The organism is Dryocola mayonis (assembly GCF_051307045.1).
In the GTDB taxonomy this organism is placed as follows: Bacteria; Pseudomonadota; Gammaproteobacteria; order Enterobacterales; family Enterobacteriaceae; genus Dryocola.
The window spans coordinates 2,689,438-2,708,522 of the sequence record NZ_CP150452.1 but is presented as its reverse complement, the minus strand read 5'-3'; the positions used below and the strand labels follow the sequence as shown (position 1 = coordinate 2,708,522).

Annotated in this window: 16 protein-coding genes, 1 tRNA gene and 1 pseudogene; 9 read left to right on the top strand and 9 right to left on the bottom strand. The window is 54.6% G+C overall.

Annotated features, from left to right (window positions below; translation table 11 throughout):
- Positions 1 to 33 precede the first annotated feature (33 nt).
- Positions 34 to 1,062, top strand: a complete 1,029-nt coding sequence (locus WLO32_RS13160; protein WP_435945531.1) for an aldo/keto reductase — start codon at positions 34 to 36, stop codon at positions 1,060 to 1,062.
- A 79-nt stretch (positions 1,063 to 1,141) separates the two neighbouring features.
- Here WLO32_RS13160 and WLO32_RS13155 read toward each other — a convergent pair whose 3' ends face one another.
- The 5 genes from WLO32_RS13155 to WLO32_RS13135 all read right to left on the bottom strand — a co-directional run bounded on the left by WLO32_RS13155 (position 1,142) and on the right by WLO32_RS13135 (position 6,889).
- Positions 1,142 to 2,185 (bottom strand): zinc-dependent alcohol dehydrogenase, encoded by a 1,044-nt coding sequence (locus WLO32_RS13155; protein WP_435945530.1) that lies wholly within the window; start codon positions 2,183 to 2,185, stop codon positions 1,142 to 1,144.
- 13 nt (positions 2,186 to 2,198) lie between these two features.
- Positions 2,199 to 3,215 carry an ABC transporter permease gene (locus WLO32_RS13150; RefSeq protein WP_435945529.1) on the bottom strand — a complete coding sequence of 339 codons (1,017 nt, stop codon included), beginning with the start codon at positions 3,213 to 3,215 and terminating at the stop codon, positions 2,199 to 2,201.
- 101 nt (positions 3,216 to 3,316) lie between these two features.
- Positions 3,317 to 4,741: a sugar ABC transporter ATP-binding protein gene (locus tag WLO32_RS13145; protein WP_435945528.1), complete on the bottom strand. Its 1,425-nt coding sequence runs from the start codon at positions 4,739 to 4,741 to the stop codon at positions 3,317 to 3,319.
- Positions 4,742 to 4,746: 5 nt separating this feature from the next.
- Positions 4,747 to 5,712: an ABC transporter permease gene (locus WLO32_RS13140; protein WP_435945527.1), complete on the bottom strand. Its 966-nt coding sequence runs from the start codon at positions 5,710 to 5,712 to the stop codon at positions 4,747 to 4,749.
- Between the two features lie 61 nt (positions 5,713 to 5,773).
- Positions 5,774 to 6,889, bottom strand: coding sequence for a sugar ABC transporter substrate-binding protein (locus tag WLO32_RS13135; protein WP_435945526.1), 1,116 nt, complete (start codon positions 6,887 to 6,889; stop codon positions 5,774 to 5,776).
- A gap of 484 nt (positions 6,890 to 7,373) precedes the next feature.
- On the opposite strand from WLO32_RS13135, the gene WLO32_RS13130 reads away from it, so the two are divergent.
- The 3 genes from WLO32_RS13130 to WLO32_RS13120 are packed head-to-tail and all read left to right on the top strand — an operon-like array spanning position 7,374 to position 10,135.
- Positions 7,374 to 8,153, top strand: coding sequence for a 3-ketoacyl-ACP reductase (locus WLO32_RS13130; protein ID WP_435945525.1), 780 nt, complete (start codon positions 7,374 to 7,376; stop codon positions 8,151 to 8,153).
- A 20-nt stretch (positions 8,154 to 8,173) separates the two neighbouring features.
- A complete protein-coding gene (locus tag WLO32_RS13125; RefSeq protein WP_435945524.1) occupies positions 8,174 to 9,325 on the top strand; it encodes a glycerate kinase in 1,152 nt (383 codons plus the stop codon).
- A gap of 24 nt (positions 9,326 to 9,349) precedes the next feature.
- On the top strand, positions 9,350 to 10,135 hold the full coding sequence (locus tag WLO32_RS13120; protein WP_435945523.1) for an aldo/keto reductase: 786 nt from the start codon (positions 9,350 to 9,352) through the stop codon (positions 10,133 to 10,135).
- Between the two features lie 73 nt (positions 10,136 to 10,208).
- On the opposite strand, the gene WLO32_RS13115 is transcribed toward WLO32_RS13120, so the two are convergent.
- Complete coding sequence (locus WLO32_RS13115) at positions 10,209 to 11,729, bottom strand: MFS transporter (protein ID WP_435945522.1); 1,521 nt, start codon at positions 11,727 to 11,729, stop codon at positions 10,209 to 10,211.
- A 328-nt stretch (positions 11,730 to 12,057) separates the two neighbouring features.
- A tRNA-Asn gene (locus WLO32_RS13110) sits at positions 12,058 to 12,133 on the bottom strand.
- Between the two features lie 190 nt (positions 12,134 to 12,323).
- Here WLO32_RS13110 and WLO32_RS13105 point away from each other — a divergent pair.
- Positions 12,324 to 13,796, top strand: a complete 1,473-nt coding sequence (locus WLO32_RS13105; RefSeq protein ID WP_435945521.1) for an EmmdR/YeeO family multidrug/toxin efflux MATE transporter — start codon at positions 12,324 to 12,326, stop codon at positions 13,794 to 13,796.
- Between the two features lie 120 nt (positions 13,797 to 13,916).
- The gene (gene ldtA, locus WLO32_RS13100; RefSeq protein ID WP_435945520.1) at positions 13,917 to 14,852 is read left to right on the top strand and encodes a L,D-transpeptidase; all 936 of its coding nucleotides are present in this window, start codon (positions 13,917 to 13,919) and stop codon (positions 14,850 to 14,852) included.
- A gap of 15 nt (positions 14,853 to 14,867) precedes the next feature.
- Here the strand turns inward: ldtA and WLO32_RS13095 are convergent.
- Positions 14,868 to 15,774 (bottom strand): annotated as a pseudogene (locus tag WLO32_RS13095) (LysR family transcriptional regulator).
- 131 nt (positions 15,775 to 15,905) lie between these two features.
- On the opposite strand from WLO32_RS13095, the gene nfsB reads away from it, so the two are divergent.
- Entirely contained in the window at positions 15,906 to 16,559 is a 654-nt protein-coding gene (gene nfsB / locus WLO32_RS13090) for an oxygen-insensitive NAD(P)H nitroreductase (protein WP_435945519.1), read from the top strand.
- Positions 16,560 to 16,653: 94 nt separating this feature from the next.
- Here nfsB and WLO32_RS13085 read toward each other — a convergent pair whose 3' ends face one another.
- Positions 16,654 to 17,238, bottom strand: coding sequence for a DUF308 domain-containing protein (locus tag WLO32_RS13085; protein ID WP_435945518.1), 585 nt, complete (start codon positions 17,236 to 17,238; stop codon positions 16,654 to 16,656).
- Positions 17,239 to 17,492: 254 nt separating this feature from the next.
- Between WLO32_RS13085 and WLO32_RS13080 the strand changes: the two genes are divergently transcribed.
- Together WLO32_RS13080 and WLO32_RS13075 are read left to right on the top strand one after the other, a co-directional pair.
- On the top strand, positions 17,493 to 18,548 hold the full coding sequence (locus tag WLO32_RS13080) for a catalase family peroxidase (RefSeq protein ID WP_435945517.1): 1,056 nt from the start codon (positions 17,493 to 17,495) through the stop codon (positions 18,546 to 18,548).
- A complete protein-coding gene (locus tag WLO32_RS13075) occupies positions 18,545 to 19,084 on the top strand; it encodes a cytochrome b (protein WP_435945516.1) in 540 nt (179 codons plus the stop codon). Before WLO32_RS13080 ends, WLO32_RS13075 begins: the two co-directional genes overlap by 4 nt.
- Position 19,085 lies beyond the last annotated feature (1 nt).

The following is a 19,085-nucleotide window of genomic DNA, read 5'->3' as shown; positions in this document are numbered from 1 at the left end:
TAATTAACGTTGTCTTAACGCGGGAGCAAACAGATGGTTCCATCACAGAAAAATGCTTTTGGTCGTACAGATATTCAGGTCACGGCAATGGGCTACGGCGCCGCGCCGATTGGCAATATTTTTCGCCCCATCAGCGAGCAGGAATCAGAAAACATGATTCATCAGGCCTGGGACAGCGGCCTGCGCTATTTTGATACTGCGCCGATGTATGGCCATGGCCTGAGCGAAGCAAGAGTGGGGCACGGGCTGCGCTGGTATCCGCGTGATGAGTACGTTTTATCCACTAAAGTGGGGCGTTTGTTAAAACCTAAAAAACGCAGCGAGATCGACTCCGGGGTATGGGTCAATCCGCTGCCGTTTGAGGCGATTTTTGATTATTCCTATTCGGGAACCATGCGCTCCATCGAAGATAGCCTGCAGCGCATGGCGCTGGAGCATATCGATATCGCCTTTATCCACGACTGCGATTTTTATACCCACGGCGATAAGCAGCCGCACTATTTTCGTCAGGCGATGGAAGGCGCATGGCGTGCGCTGGCACAGCTGCGGGATGAAGGCGTTATTAAAGCCGTCGGAATGGGCGTCAACGAATGGGAAGTGTGCCATGCGGCGCTGAAGGAAGCCGACTTTGACTGCTTCCTGCTGGCCGGACGCTATACATTGCTGGAGCAGGAAGCATTAAAAGCCTTCCTGCCGCTGTGTGAAGAACGCAATGCGGCGGTGGTTATCGGCGGCGGTTTTAACAGCGGCATTCTTGCTACCGGCGCCGTTGAGAACGCCAAATATAACTATGGTCCGGCCAGTAAAGCGATTCTGGAAAAGGTCAGCAAAATTGAAAATGTCTGTCGTGATTATCATGTAAGCCTGCCGGCAGCGGCGCTGCAGTTCGTTCTGGCTCATCCGGCCGTGCCCACTATCGTTCCCGGCACCCGTAACGTTGCGCAGCTGGAAAACTGTCTGGAGTGGATTGCCGTGCCGATCCCGGATGATTTCTGGCGAGCGCTGCAAAAGCAGGGGCTGCTTGATGAGGGCGCGCCGACGCCGGCGGACCGGCAAGCCTGAGGAAAGATGGCCTGTAAAAAAGGTGCTCTTAAAGAGCACCTTTTTTACTTCGGCAGCGGCTTAAACCTCAGCTAAAGTTTCACTGCTGCGCGATTCGCAGCTGAATTTTCAGGTGCTGAGGATTAGCGAGCAAGGAGGAGAAGACCTGTTGAATATCTTCCAGCTTGTAGACCGCCTCGCAGAAGGGGGAGGTAATAAAGCGCTGGTGCGTCAACAAATGCAGCGCCTGGTGCATATCTTCCCCCATCCCCGCCACGCTGCCCTGAATCATTTGCTCCTGTAAAATAATCTCCAGCGGTTTAATGGCGATTTCGGTTTCGGCATCCGTCAGACCAAAGGCCAGCAGCCGTCCGCCGGGGCGTATAAACGTCAGCGCTTGTTTATACAATTCAGGATGCCCGACGCTTTCAATAACCACGTCGGCACCGCGACCTTCGGTGAGCTGTTTTATCTGCTCCAGCGCGCGCTCCGGTTCAGTGATGACTTTATCGGCGCCGCACCGTCTGGCCAGTTCAGCCCGTTGGGGATTGAGTTCAACGGCGATAACGGGCGCTGCGCCCAGTAAACGCGCCATCTGAATATGCATATTGCCGACCGGCCCGGCGCCAATCACCACCACCGACTCGGCGACCTTCAGGCCAATTTTTTTACCGGCGCGAACCACGCAGGAGAAGGGTTCTGTCAGACAGGCAACGTTATCCGGGATAGCGTCGCCAAGCGGAATCACCAGGCGGGCCGGGACGGCAACGTACTCCGCAAATGCACCGTTGGTATGAATGCCAAGCTGCCTGATGTCCGGGCAGTTCAGCAGCTCGTTTCGGCGACAGTAAAAGCAGTGGCCGCAGCCGATATTGATATCGGCGACAACGCGCAGTCCCGGCGTCAGGGTAGAGACGCTGCGGCCGACGGCAACGATTTCGCCGGTAAACTCATGGCCGGGAATTAACGGTAGTTTATCCCGGGAATAATGGCCGTTATAAATATGAACATCCGTACCGCAGATGGAACACTGGGTGACGTGAATTAGCACCTCATCTTCGCCACAGGCGGGAACGGGAACCTGCTGTATCTCGAATTTTTTGGGCGCCGTCAGCACCGCTGCTTTCATTAGCTCAGGAATCATGGCCGGCTCTCGGTTATTTAACGGTGGAAATTTTTGAGCGATCGATGGTCATGGCGATAGCCGCAATCATCAGCGCGCCGAAGAAAATCTGCTGTGCCTGCGCCTCAACGTTCAGGTAGGTCATGCTGGTACGAATAACGGCCACGATCAGCGTGCCGATAAGCGTGCTCACTACGCCGCCCACGCCGCCGGTCAGAGGCGTTCCGCCCAGCAGAACCGCGACAATCGCCGGTAACAGAAACTGGTCGGCCATCGTCGGCGACGCGCCGGAAAGGCGGGTCGCCAGCAGTACGCCGGCGGCAGCGGAAAACGCGCCGGCAATAGCGAAAGTGACAATTTTTACTTTCACCACCTTTACGCCGCTGGCGAGCGCGGCGGATTCGCCGGCGCCAATAGCTTTCATATGGCGCCCCAGCGCGGTTCTTCTTTCCATCAGCAATGCCACCAGCAGCAGCGCGGCGGCAATAATGATTTCTGCAGGCAGGGTAAAGACGGTGGTCGTCATCCAGCCTACCGTTTTGCTATGGATATCGCCGGGAATATAAAACGCGCGCTGCCCGGAAATAACCTGGCCGGTAGCATAGGCAATCCCGCCGACGGCTAAGGTGGTAATAAAGGAGGAGATTTTAAAACGGGTATGCACCCAGCCGGAGATCGCGCCGAATAGCGCGCCGATGGCCAGCGTGAGCGGAATAGCCAGCATGCCAATTTGCGAAAGTAAAATAACCAGCACTACCGTTGACATGCTGGCGATAGACTGCGCGGAGAGATCGATACCGCCAATATAAATCACAAAGGTCATCCCCAGTGCCATAATAAACAGCGTTGAAGCGTCCTGCAGCAGCTGGAATATATTACCAGGCTTAAGGAAGTCCGGATTATAGAGGCTGACTAAGGCCACCAACACCACCAGGGTCAGTATGGGTAAATAACGCGTGATTTTTTCACGCACCGTTAATTGAGGGCGTTTCGGGCTGCCGGGATTATTTATCGCAGACAGCGCTAATGAATCAGTTCGGGTGATTTTCATGGAGATATGCCTCAATAACCTAGACGAAATGCTGTAATAATTCATATTGCTCCGGACGCTTTTGTTCACAGCCGGTAAACTGATGCATCAGCCGCCCATCTTTAAAAATAGCGATGGTATGGGCAAGACCAATGGGCCTCTTCCAGCGAGTCGGCTATCAGGATCACGCCGCATTGCTCATCGGTGAAATCGCGTACTAAGTCATAGACGTCCTCTTTAGCGCCGATATCAAGGCCGCGGGTCGGGTGGTCGAGCAGAATGATTTTGGCTCCGGCGGTTCTCCATTTGGCCAGCACCACTTTTTGCTGGTTGCCGCCGGAAAGCTTGCCGCACTGCGTATCGATATTGGCGGTTTTGATCGACAGCTTTTTAACCCACTCGTTGGCCAGCCTGCGCTCGTTGTGCACCTGCAACAGACCGGAGGAGGAGTAGTCCTGCAGGTTTGCCAGGGTGATGTTTTCCACCACCGACATTCCTTCCACAATCCCTTCGATTTTGCGCTCGCGGGGGATATAGCCCACGCCCTCAGCGATGCTGTAGGTTGGATTAAATTTACTAACCGGCCTGCCGTTGAGGATGACTTCACCCTGTTCCGGCTGCATCAGGCCAAAGACCGAGCGGATAATCTCCTCGGTGCCAGCCCCTTCGGTGCCGACCAGCGCCAGCACTTCGCCTGCGTGTAAGGCGAGCGAGACATTCTGATAATGTCCCGCCAGCGAAATGTTTTTTAACTCCACCAGCGCGGTTTCTTTATTAATACCGTGCTTACGATGCTCCCGATAATAGCGTTCATCTATATCCCGACCGACCATCTGACGCTGAATGCTAACCACATCAAACTGCTCGCGGACGACCATATCCATGATTTGCCCGTCCTTCATTACGTAGATACGGTCGGAAAGCGCCATGACTTCATCCATGCGGTGCGAGACGAAAATAAAAGAGGCGCGATTTTTTAATTCTCTGACCAGCTCAAACAGCAGCTCTATCTCCTGGGCGGGCAATACTGACGTCGGCTCATCAAGTAAAATAATTAAATGGCCGCTGCTTCTTTCCTCAAGGGTTAATACCTTCGCCAGCTCAACCAGCTGGCGCTGGGTAAACGAAAGCTCGGAGGTGATAGTTTTCGGGTCGATATCAAGCTTAACCTTTGCCAGCTGCTTTCTGGCGGCGGCGGCCATTTTTTTCCAGTTAATAACGCCAAGCTTTTTAAACGGTTTTTCGAAGCCGAGGAAGATATTTTCCATCACGCTCAGATTAGAAATAAGGGACTGCTCCTGAAATACCATCCCAATGCCGTTCATCATCGCGTCGCGCGGCGAGCGGAATATTACCGGTTTGCCGTTGATCAGCACTTCGCCTTTATCGTGCTGATAGGCGCCGTAGATGATTTTCATCAGGGTGGATTTTCCGGCGCCGTTTTCGCCCACTAATCCGACTATTTCTCCCGGCTTAATAGTCAGGTTGATATCCTGTAAAGCCAGGACGCCCGGAAACGATTTACCAACGTTTTTGAATTCAAGCATAATCGTCACTTCACTATTTGCAGACGTTTACGATTGGTGACCAGCGCCACCGAGATAATAACCAGTGCGCCTAAAACACCCTGTTGGATATAGGTCGGGAAGCCGACCAGCACCATGCCGTTGTTGATAACGTTGATGATGAGTACGCCAATCAGGCTTTGCCATACCCCGCCGTTGCCGCCCATTAGAGAGGTGCCGCCGACCACCACGGAAGTGATGGCGATAAAGGTATAACCGTCGCCCAGATTGCTGGCGACAGACCCTAAACGGGCGACCGCAAATACCGCGCCCAGCCCGTAGAACACGCCGGCAAGGGCAAAGCCGAGTACGCGAATTCGTTTCACTGATAAACCTGAGGAATAGGCCAGATGCTCACCGCCGCCGACCGCATAAAAATTACGCCCCAGCGCGGTATAGCTTTGAATAAACCAGGCAAACAGTAGGGCGGCGGCGGCGAGATACACCATCAACGGGAAGTCGAAAATACGCTCCGTCAGCAGCAGTCTGAATACCGGATCGGGAAGGGGAATACGCTCTCCTTTGGTAATGACCATGGTGACGCCAATTAAGCTAAAGCCAATCCCGAGGCTGACCAAAAACGAAGGAATTTTAAGCTTAACGTGGATAAGACCATTTATCAGGCCGCAGGCGGCTGAAATAATAATGGCGGCCGGAATAGCTAAATAACCTAATTCGCTAAAGCCGCCCAGCTTCACCATGATGATTGCCAGCATGGAGCCGCAAAAAGCCATAATGCCTTCAATGGAAAGGTCGATCGAACCCATAATAATGATAAACGTCACTCCGATGGCAATCATCAACGGGGCGGCGCTGGCGGTCAGTAAACGCGAGAAATTACGCACGGATAAAAACCCGGGATAGATAACGCTGATAATGGTGCAAAGCAACAGCAATACCATTAGCGGCGCCCATTTGCGCAAAAGCTCTTTATAGCTTGATTGTGATGACATATTCGACCTTCACGAATTGAATTTATAACGCCTTCACCGAAATTGTCGGTAAAGGGCAAAACTATAATTTGCGATACTGCACGGGTCCTTTTGACGCCTGCCAGAAATTATTCCAGTCGACCGTCGGGGTATTAACGATATTTTCCTGATACCACTTCTGCGCATCGTCTTTGGTAATCATGATCGTCGGACCATAAAATTCGCGATGCTCATGGGGTTCAGCGGACGGCTTAAAGCTGCCGATAGCCGCGTGGTGCGCCAGCGAAAGCGCAATACCGCCTGCCCAGTACGGGTCGGTGCTGACGGTGCACAAAATTTCCCCGCTGATGCACAGCTTGACCGCGTCCGGCGTGCCATCGTAGGAAACAATCGGGATTTGTCCCGCCAGACCTTCTGCGCGCAGGGCTTCGATAATGCCAAGCGTCATGCTGTCGTTAGATGAGAAGATGCCTTTGATATCATCCCCGAAGCGGGTGAGCATCGTGGACATCATGTCGTTGGCTTTTGAGGTGCTCCAGTCCGCGTCCTGCCAGTCCAGCAGTTTGATATCCGGGTTTTCTTTCAGCTTATGCATCAGCGCCGCCTTACGTTCAATCGCCGGCACGTTTGATGCAATTCCCCCTAACCCGACGATGCCGCCTTTTTTACCCATCGCGTCAAACAGCAGCTGCGCGCATTGCTGTGCCGGTTCGAAATCGGACCAGCTGATATGGGCGACGTAATTGTCGCCAAAGTCCCAGGGATGCAGATCGTCGGTTTTATTCCAGATGGTGGTAATAAAAGCGCCGCGCTGTTGGCAGGCGGTAACCACTGCCCGCGCGTTAGGGGCGTCGTTAGGATCGCAGCCGATGGCCAGCCGCCCCTCGGTTTTGGACAGCAGCGCTTTAATATCCGAGAGGACTTTCTCGTTGTTCCCACCGTTAATCAGGCTCACCATCGGTGAGTTTTGCGTCTTCGCATAGGATTGTCCGCCCGCTGCGATGGCGTTCCAGTAAGAGTTGTCAGGGTCACGATATCCCCAGGCCAGGGTGAAATTGCCCCCTTCAGCCGCCAGTGCTTTAGAGAAAGGGCTGATAAGCGGCATCGCAGCCATGCTGCCGATGCCAAGGGCGCTTTTCAGCAGGAATTCACGTCGGCTAATCACGCTTTGTTCAACGAATTTTTTAATAAATGACATAGCGATATTTCCTGTCTTTTAGGGTTCCGTGGGGTAAGGAATCGGATAAATTGCGCTTAACATGTAAATAACTAATTACTTACAAATTGATGATATATCACCCGGGTTAACCGTTGGCAATTGAACGGATTAAGGTTTTTTCACCGGCCGTTTTTTTATGGCGAAATTTTATTAACTATCTGTTTTTAATTATTATTTTAAGGGATTGTCAGGACGGTTTTATCAAAGGTTATGCGTATGCGTTTTCAGCGTGTTTTTTAGTTAACATTATGATTTACATATGCTTAGGCTTGATTTTTATTGTCCGCCTGTTTTGCTTGCGTTTGGGATATCAGTCACAAAGATCTTGCTGCCGATCGCATGGCTGGTCATACGACAATACGCAGATCCCAGATTTGAGTTTTGTAAGTAACTATTTATTTACAAGTGCCGATCGGTGTCGCTATGATTTCTTCACATCCTCAATCAGCAGTGGGACGAAAAAATGACGGTTAATTCACGACAGGTTGCGTTTATCACCGGCGGGGCTCGCGGTATTGGTTTTGAAATCGCCGCGAAGCTGGCGCAGGCTGGCTTTCATATTGCTTTGAATGATTATCAGGATTCTGCGGCGCTACGCGCGTCCGTAGAGCGGCTTACCGGCTGGGGCGTCAAAGCGGTTGCCGTGCCTGGAGACGTGGCGGATATCAGCCTGCACGACAGGATGCTGGCGCAGGCTGAAGAAGCGCTGGGCCCGTTGACGACTTTCGTTAATAACGCCGGGGTGTCGGTGACCAGCCGTGGTGATTTACTTGATGTCACGCCGGAAAGCTACGATCGCTGCCAGGCGGTTAACGCCCGCGCTACGTTTTTCCTGTGCCAGGCCTTTGCCAAACGCCTGCTCTCCCGCACCTGCGAGCCTGGCCTGCATTACAGCCTTATCGTGGTCTCTTCATCTAACGCCTCGGCGGCTTCAATCAATCGCGGCGAGTACTGCGTGTCCAAAGCTGCGGCCGCCATGGTGGCTAAGCTGTTCGCAGCGCGTCTCGCCAAAGCAGGGGTGCAGGTTTTTGATATCCAGCCGGGACTGATCGTGACGGAAATGACGCAGCCTTCGCTGGAAATGTACCAAAAGCGCGTGGATGGAGGGTTAACCCTGCTGCCGCAGCTTGGAACACCTGGGCAGATTGGCACGATAGTCAGCACCCTTGCCAGCGGCGGCATGCCTTATTTAACCGGTCAGGTGATTAGCGCCGATGGCGGCATGTTGATTCCCCGTTTCTGACTTTAAGCAGGTGGATACTCATGAAAATCATTATTGCCCCGGACTCATTTAAAGAGAGTCTGTCAGCCAGCGCCGTGGCTGATGCTATCGAACGGGGCCTTCTGCGGGCCATACCCGACGCGGAGTGCCTGAAATTACCGATAGCCGACGGCGGAGAAGGGACGGTTGACGCGCTGATTAACGCTACTGCCGGAAAGCTCGTTTCCGTACCGGTGACCGGTCCAATGGGCACCCCGGTTAGCGGCTTTTACGGCCTGCTGGGTGATGGAAACACCGCCGTTATTGAGGTCGCCGCCGCCTGTGGACTGCAGTGGGTGGCGCCTGCAGATCGCGATCCGCTGCTCGCTACCAGCTATGGAGTAGGGGAGCTTATCAGGGCCGCGCTGGATCGCGGCGTCAACAAAATTATTATCGGTCTTGGCGGCAGCGCCGTTAATGACTGCGGCATCGGCATGCTGCAGGCGCTCGGCTGCCGCTGTACGACAGCCGTGGGCGAAGACGTATACTGGGGCGCGGGTGGCCTTGACGAGCTGGCCGCTATTGATATTTCCGACCTCGATCCGAGATTAGCGCAGGTATCGCTACTGCTGGCCTGCGATGTGAACAATCCTTTACTCGGTGAACAGGGTGCCACCGCGATTTTTGGCCCACAAAAAGGCGTAACCGGGCAGACGGCGGCAAGGATTGAAAACAACCTGGCCCGGGTCGCCAGCATTCTCAAAAAGCACGCCGGGAATGATATCGCCAGTTTGCAAGGCGGCGGCGCGGCTGGTGGGATGGGAGCCACGCTGCAAGGGGTACTGAAGGCCGAAATGTACAGCGGTATTGATATCGTTCTCGACACCCTGCATTTCGATGCGTTAGTGCGGGAGGCTGACCTGGTAATCACCGGCGAAGGACGCCTTGATGCTCAGACCAGCAGCGGTAAAGGACCTGCCGGGGTTATCAGCCGCGCTCATGCGCAGGGCTGTCCGAGTATTGCGCTCGCCGGATCTCTCGGCAGCGGTTATGAAGCTTTGCACGAGCTTGGTTTAAACTCGGCGTTTTCGCTGGTTCCCGGCGTTATCTCTTATGAACGCGCGCTGCGTGAAGCCGCAACGCTGCTGGAGTCGGCTGCGTTTAATATTGCTTCGCTCTGGCGTCTGGCCGCGAGTCAGCCTGTTCGCCGTTAAACCGAATCTTTTGCGGAAATAAAAATGAATATCCTTTATCGGGCAGAGTTTATCCGTGGCTTTGGCACCTATAAACTGCGGAACGAAACGTTAAGATCCGCATTAGAATACGCTTTGAAAATCGGCTACAGGGCGATTGATACGGCACAGATGTATAATAACGAACGGGATATTGGTCAGGTATTAAGCCATTATCCTGTGGCGCGCAGCGAGCTTTGTATCACGACGAAAGTGCTGCCTGCGAATTACCATAACAGTCTCTTTATGGCGTCGGTCGAGCAAAGCCTGCAGGCGCTTAACCTTGAACAGGTTGATGTTTTGCTGCTTCATAGCCCGCCCAAACAGGATTTTGACGCAACGCTGCGTTTGCTTGAACAGGCGCAGAAGTACGGCCTGACAAAGCACATCGGCTTGAGTAATTTCTCGCCTGTGCAGATGGCGCAGGCGCGAGGCGCGATCGCTACGCCGTTAATCATAAACCAGGTGGAGTTTCATCCTTTACTGGATCAAAGCGGGTTGCTGGAGGCCGCGGTCGAAACGAATATTCCCCTTTCATCCTATTGTTCAATAGCCCGTGGAGAAGCGCTGCAATACCCCCTTATTCAGACGCTGGCTAAACGTTATGCTAAAACGCCCGCGCAAATTATTCTGCGCTGGATTTTGCAGGTGGGCATACAGTCAAACACCATGTCGTCTAATCCGGAACGGATTAAGGATAATTTTGCTATCCTCGATTTCAGCCTCACCCATATTGATATGCAGCAGATTAGCGAGTTAAAAAGCGCCAATTATCGCGTGGTCGCGCTGTAATTCATTTTTAATAAGCCTGCAGGTTTCCAGAACGTTCCGGAGAAGAGGATAAATGACTCTTCTCCGGTATTTTTTACTTAGATAAATTTATTATGCCTTTCGTTGTCTGACGGCTAAGGCGTGAAACCTTATTATTTCCCCACAGATCCTGATAAGCGAAACCGGTAATATCCTCAAGGATGCGCTGGTTTTCTTTGCTGACCGGCGCTATTGGTCCACCAGCCAGACGCATTCTGTCACACTCCTGGCGCAAAACCGCGTGCGTTTTGATATTAAGCGTGAAGCTGCGCGAAACCAGATAACCGGCCGCTAACAGCAGCGTGGTGCCAAGGCTAAGCACCGCAAGGATGACGTAATGCACTGATTCCGGTTGATGAGGCTGACCTGGATTAAAATGCGCCAGCTGCAGCAAAACGCCGACGATCATGACCGCAACCGCCTGTGAAGCTTTGCGCGTCATGGTCATTACGCCTGCGAAAATCCCTTCACGTCGCAACCCGGTAATAGCTTCATCGACGTCGGCCATATAGGTGTAAGTATTCCAGGGAATATAGTTGATTCCGCCGCGCCCGAAACCTGCTACCGCAGACACCAGCATTAGTACGGCGAGATGAGTGAAGTCGCCCAGCCACAGGAAACCGTAGGTAAGACAGGCCAGCGCAAAAAAGCCAACCGCAAGGCGATAGGCGGGCGCAGGTCCCCAGTGAATACAAAGCGGGATCATGGACAGCACGGCAATCAGCTGCATGATGGACATTATGCCCAGCAGTTCCGAGGAGACGGTGGCGGTCTGGAAGAGGACATAAATAACGTAATAGGTAAAAACGGCGTTAAACACGTCCTGGGCGATAAACCCGCCGAGATACATGCCCAGATGGGTGCGGAATGCTTTAACCTTCAGCGTTGACAGCGCATCGCTGAAAAATCTCTTCAGTAAAGAACCTGATGCGTCAGCCGGTTTCTGCTCTTCGGATGGGCGTTCTCTTTCCCACGTATTGCAATAAACCAGAGTGAGCGCAACCGCGCAGATGACGGCAATCACCAGGCCGGCGTAGAAAAACGCATCGGGATTATCTTTTCCGTACCAGGCAAAAAACATGGCGGGCAGGTAAGCGGTGATGATGTAAGACAGCTGGGCGAAGGAGATCCTCGCGCCGGAGAAACGCGTCTTCTTTTTGAAATCATCGGTCATTTCCGGAACCAGCGTCTCGTAAGGCACCAGCACCATGCTATAGACCAGCTCGAAAACAAGGTAGGTCAGCAGATAATAGAGATAGCCCATATCGCTGACCCAGATAAAGCAGTAGGAGAAGACTGCGGGAATGCCTAACAAAATAAAAAATTTCCGGCGGCCAAACTTTTTCCCCAGCAGAGTGTGACCGAAGTTGTCGGTAATGTAGCCCATTAACGGGCTGGCGATGGCATCAAAAACCCGCGCGATGGCGAAGATTGATGCGGCTTCAACCGCGCTTAAATGACAGAAATTAGTATAAAAAAACAGTAGCCAGGCGCCGGTGAGCGCTGTCGTTCCCATACCAAAAAAATCGCCTGAACCGTAGGTGAGATAGTGCTTTAACGTAATTTTTCTTGTCATGACATACGCCTGTTATCTGAGTAACGAGTCGCTGTACCCTAGTTCATGTCTTGCATAAAGTAACCAACTTGTTAGTTACTTTTGATCGTAGATCACATTTCATTAACGCGTTATCAAAGTCCGTGTCGACAACTGACTGATAAAAATAAACCCGTTGCGGGTGCGTCAGGAACGGTTTCGTCGCGCCTTTAGTCAGCCTTGAAAATTTCTATAGGTACAAGAACTTGGCAAGCGGTGTTGAGAGGGTTCAATTAGCGAAGAAAGGAAATAGCCGGTGACTAAAAAGCAAGAAGCCCGCTTAAGTTTCCTTAAGCGGGCTTCTCAAATATGGCTCCTCTGACTGGACTCGAACCAGTGACATACGGATTAACAGTCCGCCGTTCTACCGACTGAACTACAGAGGAATCGTAGTGCGGCATATCTTAGCGAGTGGGCCTGGTTTGTCAACGCCTGAGTCGGCCTGCGGATACCGTTTGTGGATTCTATCAACGTTTTGGCGCCTTTTTAGCCGGGCGGAGGCAAAAAATACTTTGCAGGATAAGCGATTGTAAATCATTATTTGAAATGTGGTTTCACATCTCTCACGGGTTGCACTTGAACTTACATGCCGCACTGCGCCAGCGCGTTGAGAAAACGCGTTGGTATACCAACAGAAAAAGCTACCGGACGCTTTTCTGGCGCGAAATTACTCCCCTTGCCGTGCCTATCTTTCTGGAAAATACCTGTGTGCTGATGATGGGGGTGCTGAGTACTTTCCTCGTAAGCTGGCTGGGTAAAGAGGCGATGGCGGGCGTGGGGCTTGCCGACAGCTTTAACATGGTGATTATCGCTTTCTTTGCGGCAATCGATCTGGGAACGACGGTGGTGGTCGCCTTCAGCCTCGGCAAGCTCGATCCGAAACGAGCGCGGGCGGCGGCGCGCCAGTCTCTGGTACTGATGACCATCGTTGCGCTGTTTCTGGCGATCGGTATTCATCTGGCCGGTGAGCACATCGTCAACGTCATCGCCGGCGAGGCGACGCCGGAGGTGAAGGCGCTGGCGCTTTCCTATCTGCAAACCACCGTCTGGAGCTATCCGGCCGCGGCCATCGCGCTGATCGGCAGCGGCGCGCTGCGCGGGGCGGGGAACACGAAAATCCCGCTGCTGATTAACGGCGGCATGAATATCCTCAATATTATGATCAGCAGCGTGCTGATTTACGGCCTGTTCGACTGGCAGGGCATGGGATTCGTCGGCGCGGGGCTGGGGCTGACTATCTCGCGCTATATTGGCGCGATAGGGATTATCTATGTGCTGATGATTGGCTTTAACCCGGCGCTGCGCATTTCGCTGAAAAGCTACTTCACCCCGCTGAAGCTTAATATCCTCTGGGAGGTGCTCGGCATCGGCATTCCCGCCAGCATCGAGTCCGTGTTGTTCAACGGCGGCAAGCTGCTAACGCAGATGTTCGTGGCCGGCATGGGCACCAACGTTATCGCCGGTAACTTTATCGCTTTCTCGATTGCGGCGCTGATTAACCTGCCGGGGAACGCCCTGGGCTCGGCCTCGACCATCATCGTTGGCCGGCGTTTAGGCAAAGGGGAAATCGGGCAGGCGGAGCGGCAGCTGCGGCACGTATTCTGGCTCTCGACGATTGGTCTGACGATCATCGCCTGGGGAACCGCGCCTTTCGCCGGGCTGTTCGCCTCGTTCTATACGCATGAAGACGACGTAAAAGAGGTGGTGAAAGTGCTTATCTGGCTTAACGCCGCCTTTATGCCGATTTGGGCGGCCTCCTGGGTGCTGCCGGCCGGGCTGAAGGGCGCGCGCGATGCGCGTTTTGCGATGTGGGTTTCAATGCTCGGCATGTGGGGCTGCCGCGTTGTGGCGGGTTACACGCTGGGTATTGTGCTGGGGATGGGCGTGGTGGGGGTCTGGCTGGGGATGTTCCTCGACTGGACGGTGCGCGGAGTCTTCTTCTACTGGCGCATGGTCAGCGGACGCTGGCTGAAGAAATATCCTCGCCCGCAAAGACAGCCTGTCACTCTTACCCCGACAGCCGAAGACCTGCCTTCATCACCGCAATAAAATTTAAGCCGCGCGCTCCGGCGCGGCTTTTTTTGGCCGCAAACCTTGCCCGTGCCGCGGGCAAAATAAAAGCAGAAAGTCTACGCTTAGCGAAACGCTATCCGCCGGAAGGTAAAAACCATGCGCCTCAAATTTTATTGCAGCCTGCTGCTTCTGCTCGCCAGCCAGAGCGTGCTGGCCGTCAGCTATCCGCTACCGCCGGAGGGAAGCCGCCTGGTGGGCGCTCCGCTGAGAATCACCGTGCCGGCGGGAAACAAACTGCCGCTTGAGGCGTTTGCCGCGCAGTACGGCCAGGGGCTAAGCAACCTTATCGAAGCCAACCCCGGCGTGGACGTGTTTTTACCCCGCGCCGGTTCGGAGCTGGTCATTCCCCGGCAGCTCATCCTGCCGGATACCCCACGCGAGGGAGTGGTGGTCAACGTGGCGGAAATGCGGCTCTACTATTATCCGCCGGAGGGAAACACGGTGGAGGTTTTCCCGATAGGCATCGGCCAGGCGGGACGAGAAACCCCGCGCAGCTGGGTAACTAAGGTGGAGCGCAAGCAGGAGGGGCCGACCTGGGTGCCTACCGCGAATACAAGACGAGCCTACGCCAGCGAAGGAAAAAGCCTGCCGGCCTACGTCCCCGCCGGGCCGGACAATCCTATGGGGCTGTACGCCATTTATATCGGCAGGTTTTATGCGATTCACGGCACCAACGCCAACTTCGGCATTGGTTTGCGGGTCAGCCAGGGCTGCATTCGCCTGCGCAATGACGATATCAAATACCTGTTCGATAACGTCCCGGAAGGCACCCGCGTGCAGCTGATTGACCAGCCGGTGAAGGTAACGGCCGAGCCGGACGGCAGCCGCTGGCTGGAGGTTCATGAGCCGCTGTCCAGGAACCGCGGCGAATTTGAATCGAGCAATAAAGTTCCTTTACCTTCCACGGCCGCGCTTAACGAGGCGAAGAAGGGAGAGGGCATCGATATGCTTCGCGTTACCGACGAACTGGAGCGCCGTTCAGGGATGCCGGTCAACATCGGCGGAGCCGCGATGGGGTATGCGGCGCAGTAGCCCGGCCTGCTGCGCCTAAAATGGCTTAAGCAGCTCGTCGCAGCGCTGCTTCACCGCTTCGTGCAGCAAACGCACCGTAGTGGAAAGCTGTTTACGATGAGGGCAAATCAGGCTGAGCGGCACCAAATCGCCCTGATACTGCGGCAGCAGCACCTGCAGGCGGCCCGTCCGTATATCCTCGCTCACGTCCAGCATGGATTTAAACGCAATCCCTTCGCCCTTGATGGCTAAACGCCGGATCACCTCCGCATCGTCGCTCATCATGCTGCCCTGCACGGAGATGTGGTGCAGGTTGCCCTGCTGGCTGAGCGTCCATTTATCGAACACCCGGCCGCGTAAAATGTAAGTCAGCGCGTTGTGATGGGCGAGATCGGCAAGGGTTTTGGGCTCGCCGTGACGCGCAATATAAGAGGCGGCGGCTACCAGCACCCGGCGGTTTTTAGGCGCAAGAGGAAGCGAAATGTAGGACGCATCTTCGTTAATGCCGTAGCGGAAAGCGACATCAACCGGATCCTTAAACACATCGGCAATCTGATCGGAAAAGAGAATTTTGAGCTGCAGCGCGGGGTGCCGGCTTCTGAAGTCCTGAAAAACCGACAGCAGCAGGTTGCGCCCCAGATCCGAGGGGACGGCAATTTGCAGCACGCCGCGCACTTCATCCCTTGCCGGCTGGATTTGTTCGTAACCCGCTTCAAGCGCCTGCAGCGCCTGTATGGCGTAGGGGAGCCAGCTTTCCCCTTCGGGGGTCAGCCGCAGGCTGCGCGTCGAGCGGGCGAACAGGCGCACGTTGAGGATTTTCTCCAGCCGTTTTATGGCGGTGCTCACCTGGGCCGGCTGCAGGCCCCGCCTCGCGCGCCGTATCGCTGAAGCTGTTTAACGCGCTCGCCCTGACGAACAAAGTAAGATCTTCCAGCCTGAGCATTTTCACTCCCCGAGTATAAGTGTTGTTTTTTATGGACCGTTTCGCGACTGTCCTTCTGCTTGTAACATATTCCCCAGGCTCCGGTCGCGCCCGCTCCTTGCGACTTATGTTAACTAATTCAGGGAATCACCATGAATATTATCGATGCAGCTTCTTCACGCTATTCAACCAAAGCTTTCGATCCGGCGAAAAAGATCGGCGCGGAAGATATTGCGCAGGTGAAAAACCTGCTGCGCCTGAGCCCGTCGAGCACCAACTCGCAGCCGTGGCATTTCATTCTGGCCAGCACCGATGAAGCCAAAGCGCGCATCGCCAAAGCGACCTCCGGTTTTTACGTGTTTAACGAACGCAAAGTGCTTGATGCCTCCCACGTTGTGGTGTTCTGCGCCAAAACGGCTATGGATGAAAAGCACCTGCATACCCTGCTGGAAAAAGAAAACGCCGACGGCCGTTTTGCGAGCCAGCAGGCGATGGAAGGCCAGCACAAGGGCCGCTCTTATTTTGTGAATATGCACCGTTTTGACCTGAAAGACGCGCAGCACTGGATGGAGAAACAGGTTTACCTGAACGTCGGCAACTTCCTGCTCGGCGTTGCCACGCTGAACATTGACGCCGTGCCGATTGAAGGCTTTGACGCACGTATTCTGGATGAAGAGTTCGGCCTGCGCGAGAAAGGCTTTACCAGCCTGGTGATTGTGCCGATTGGCTACCGCAGCGTGGAAGACTTTAACGCCGCGCTGCCGAAGTCCCGCCTCGATTTCAGCGAAATTTTGACCGAGTGCTAAGCGCGGCGTTCGCTAAAAGCCGGGCTGCTGCCTGAACATATTTAGACGAGAAAATTGCCGCCCGGCGGGTTATGAGCCCGTTGGGCGGCTTCGTTTAGCGCGCGATCGCGTTCGCGCGCTGGCGGCTATTTTTGACGGTCAGCCAGATGGCCGAAATAAGGAAGTACAGCGCGCCGAAGCCCGCATAAGGGGCTACGGTGGCCACATCCAGCGCCATGCCGCTACCGGCCTGTTTGAACATAAAAACGCCGGCTGCCGCAGACTGCGCGCCGCTGAGGATCATCGCCCATTGCCCGCCGGAGGTTTTCCAGCGCCGCACGGCGGCGGCAAGCTGTAACACGCCCGAGAAGATCGCCCACGTCCCGAACACCTTGATCGCAGCGGCCATACCGACAGTGAGCGCCCAGCCGATGGCGAGGGTGACGATAATGCTGACAATGAAGTTGAACATCTGCGGCGGGTTGCAGCGAAGGCCGCCGTTCTTGCGGGCATCAAGATAATTGGCGAGCGCGTCCCAGGCTGGATAGGCAACCAGCAGCGCCGCGCCGAAGGCAGGATGCTGTTTGCCGGCAAAAACCGCAAGGACGATCCAGACTACACTGACGCCTGCTCGCAGAAAGTAGTAGGCCTGCAGCCATTGGTTCGACGCGTTGTCCGGGGCAGAAGTGACACTTTGCATAACGTTTCTCCAGGTGGTTTGGTCTGTCGGTTAAAGTAAACGCGCTAATAAACCAGCCGGTTTATCGATCGTTATCTGAATCTACCTACCGATAGGTAGGTTGTCAATTTGCCCTTTTGTAAATCACCGGCGGCCTTACCTTCTTGCGCTCCAAAGGCATGGCTTGCCGGGAGAAAATTATTTTTTCATCCTGCGGGAATAAACGTCCCGGCCATTCGTTTTATGGGCTCAATGTGAACACAACGAGCGGAAATATGACTAATCCTTCACTTTCCACCGGCCAGAAAGCCCTGCGCTTTTTGCCGATAGTGATAGTCCCATCGATCCTGATTGCGCTTTTTTTGTGGGCGGGCGGCTGGCTGACGCCGGAGCGGCTCACCTCGGATAAGCTGGTGACGGTATTGCAAAAGTCAGGCGGCGAGCATCCTGGCTATCGGCGCAACCATGCTAAAGGCGTGTGCGTAACGGGTAATTTTATCTCCAACGGTAACGCCAGTTCGTTATCGCGCGCCGCCCTGTTCGCGCCCGGTGAGATCCCCGTAACGGGACGGTTTGCCATCGCCGGCGGTAATCCTTCAGCGCCGGATTATGCCGTGCCCGTGCGCAGCATGGCCCTGGCGTTTCAGCAGAAGAATGGCGAACAGTGGCGCACGGGAATGAACGCCATGCCGTTATTTCCGGTCGCAACCGTGGAAGGGTTCTACGAGCTGCAGACGGTTTCACTGCCGGACCCGGCCACCGGCAAGCCCGATGCTGAAAAATTTAAAGCGTTTTTAGAAAAGCATCCCGAAACGGGGCGTTTTCTCGCATGGGCAAAAGGCTACATCCCCTCGTCCAGCTGGGCGAGCGATCGCTTTAACAGTCTGAATGCGTTTCGGTTTATTGATAAAGAGGGCGCGGAGCATCTGGTGCGCTGGAGCATGGTGCCGCATACCGATTATCAGCCCATCAGCGCGGCGGATAAAAACGATAAAAATTTCCTGCAGAATGATATTGCCCGGCGTCTTGCTCAGGGACCGCTGAAATGGGATTTGGTTATCACCGTCGCCCGGCCGGGTGACAGGGGCGATGATGCCACCAGCGTCTGGCCGGACGATCGTCAAACCATTAATGCCGGAACGCTGGTGCTGACCAGCGCGGCTGCGCAGCAGCAGGGCCCATGCAACGATATCAACTATGACCCCTTGATTCTTCCCGACGGCATTGTCGCCTCAGACGATCCCTTACTCAATGCGCGCTCGTCGGCCTACGCCAAATCCTACAATTTGCGCACCCGTGAACAGTCTCAACAGGCAGGAGCTCACTTATGAAACAGGTTGCTTATTTCCATCCGGCGCTGCGCTTTGTGCACTGGCTAATGGCGGCGGCGATAATGACGATGCTGTTTATTGGCGTCGCGATGGTGTCAACGGTTTCGTCGCTGCATGCTTTACTGGTGTCAATCCACAAGCCGCTGGGCCTGATGATTCTGGTGCTGGTACTGGTGCGTCTGTGGCTAAGATTTTATACCGTGACGCCGCCGCTGCCGATGTCGATACCCGCCTGGCAGCGCGTACTTGCCCATCTGTCGCACTGGGCGCTGTATGCCATGATGCTGCTCCAGCCGCTTATCGGCTGGGCGATGCTGTCGGCGGCGGGGTACCCGGTTTCGCTGGGCGGTAAAATTATTCTGCCGCCCATTTTACCGGTGGATAACGACTGGTATGCCATACTGCGTCCGTTGCATACCCTGGTCGCCCTGGCGCTATTTCTCACCGTGATGCTGCATCTGGCCGCCGCGCTGTTACACGCGCTGGTGCTGCGCGACGGGGTATTTGAAAGCATGTCGGGAACCCGCAGACGGTAAA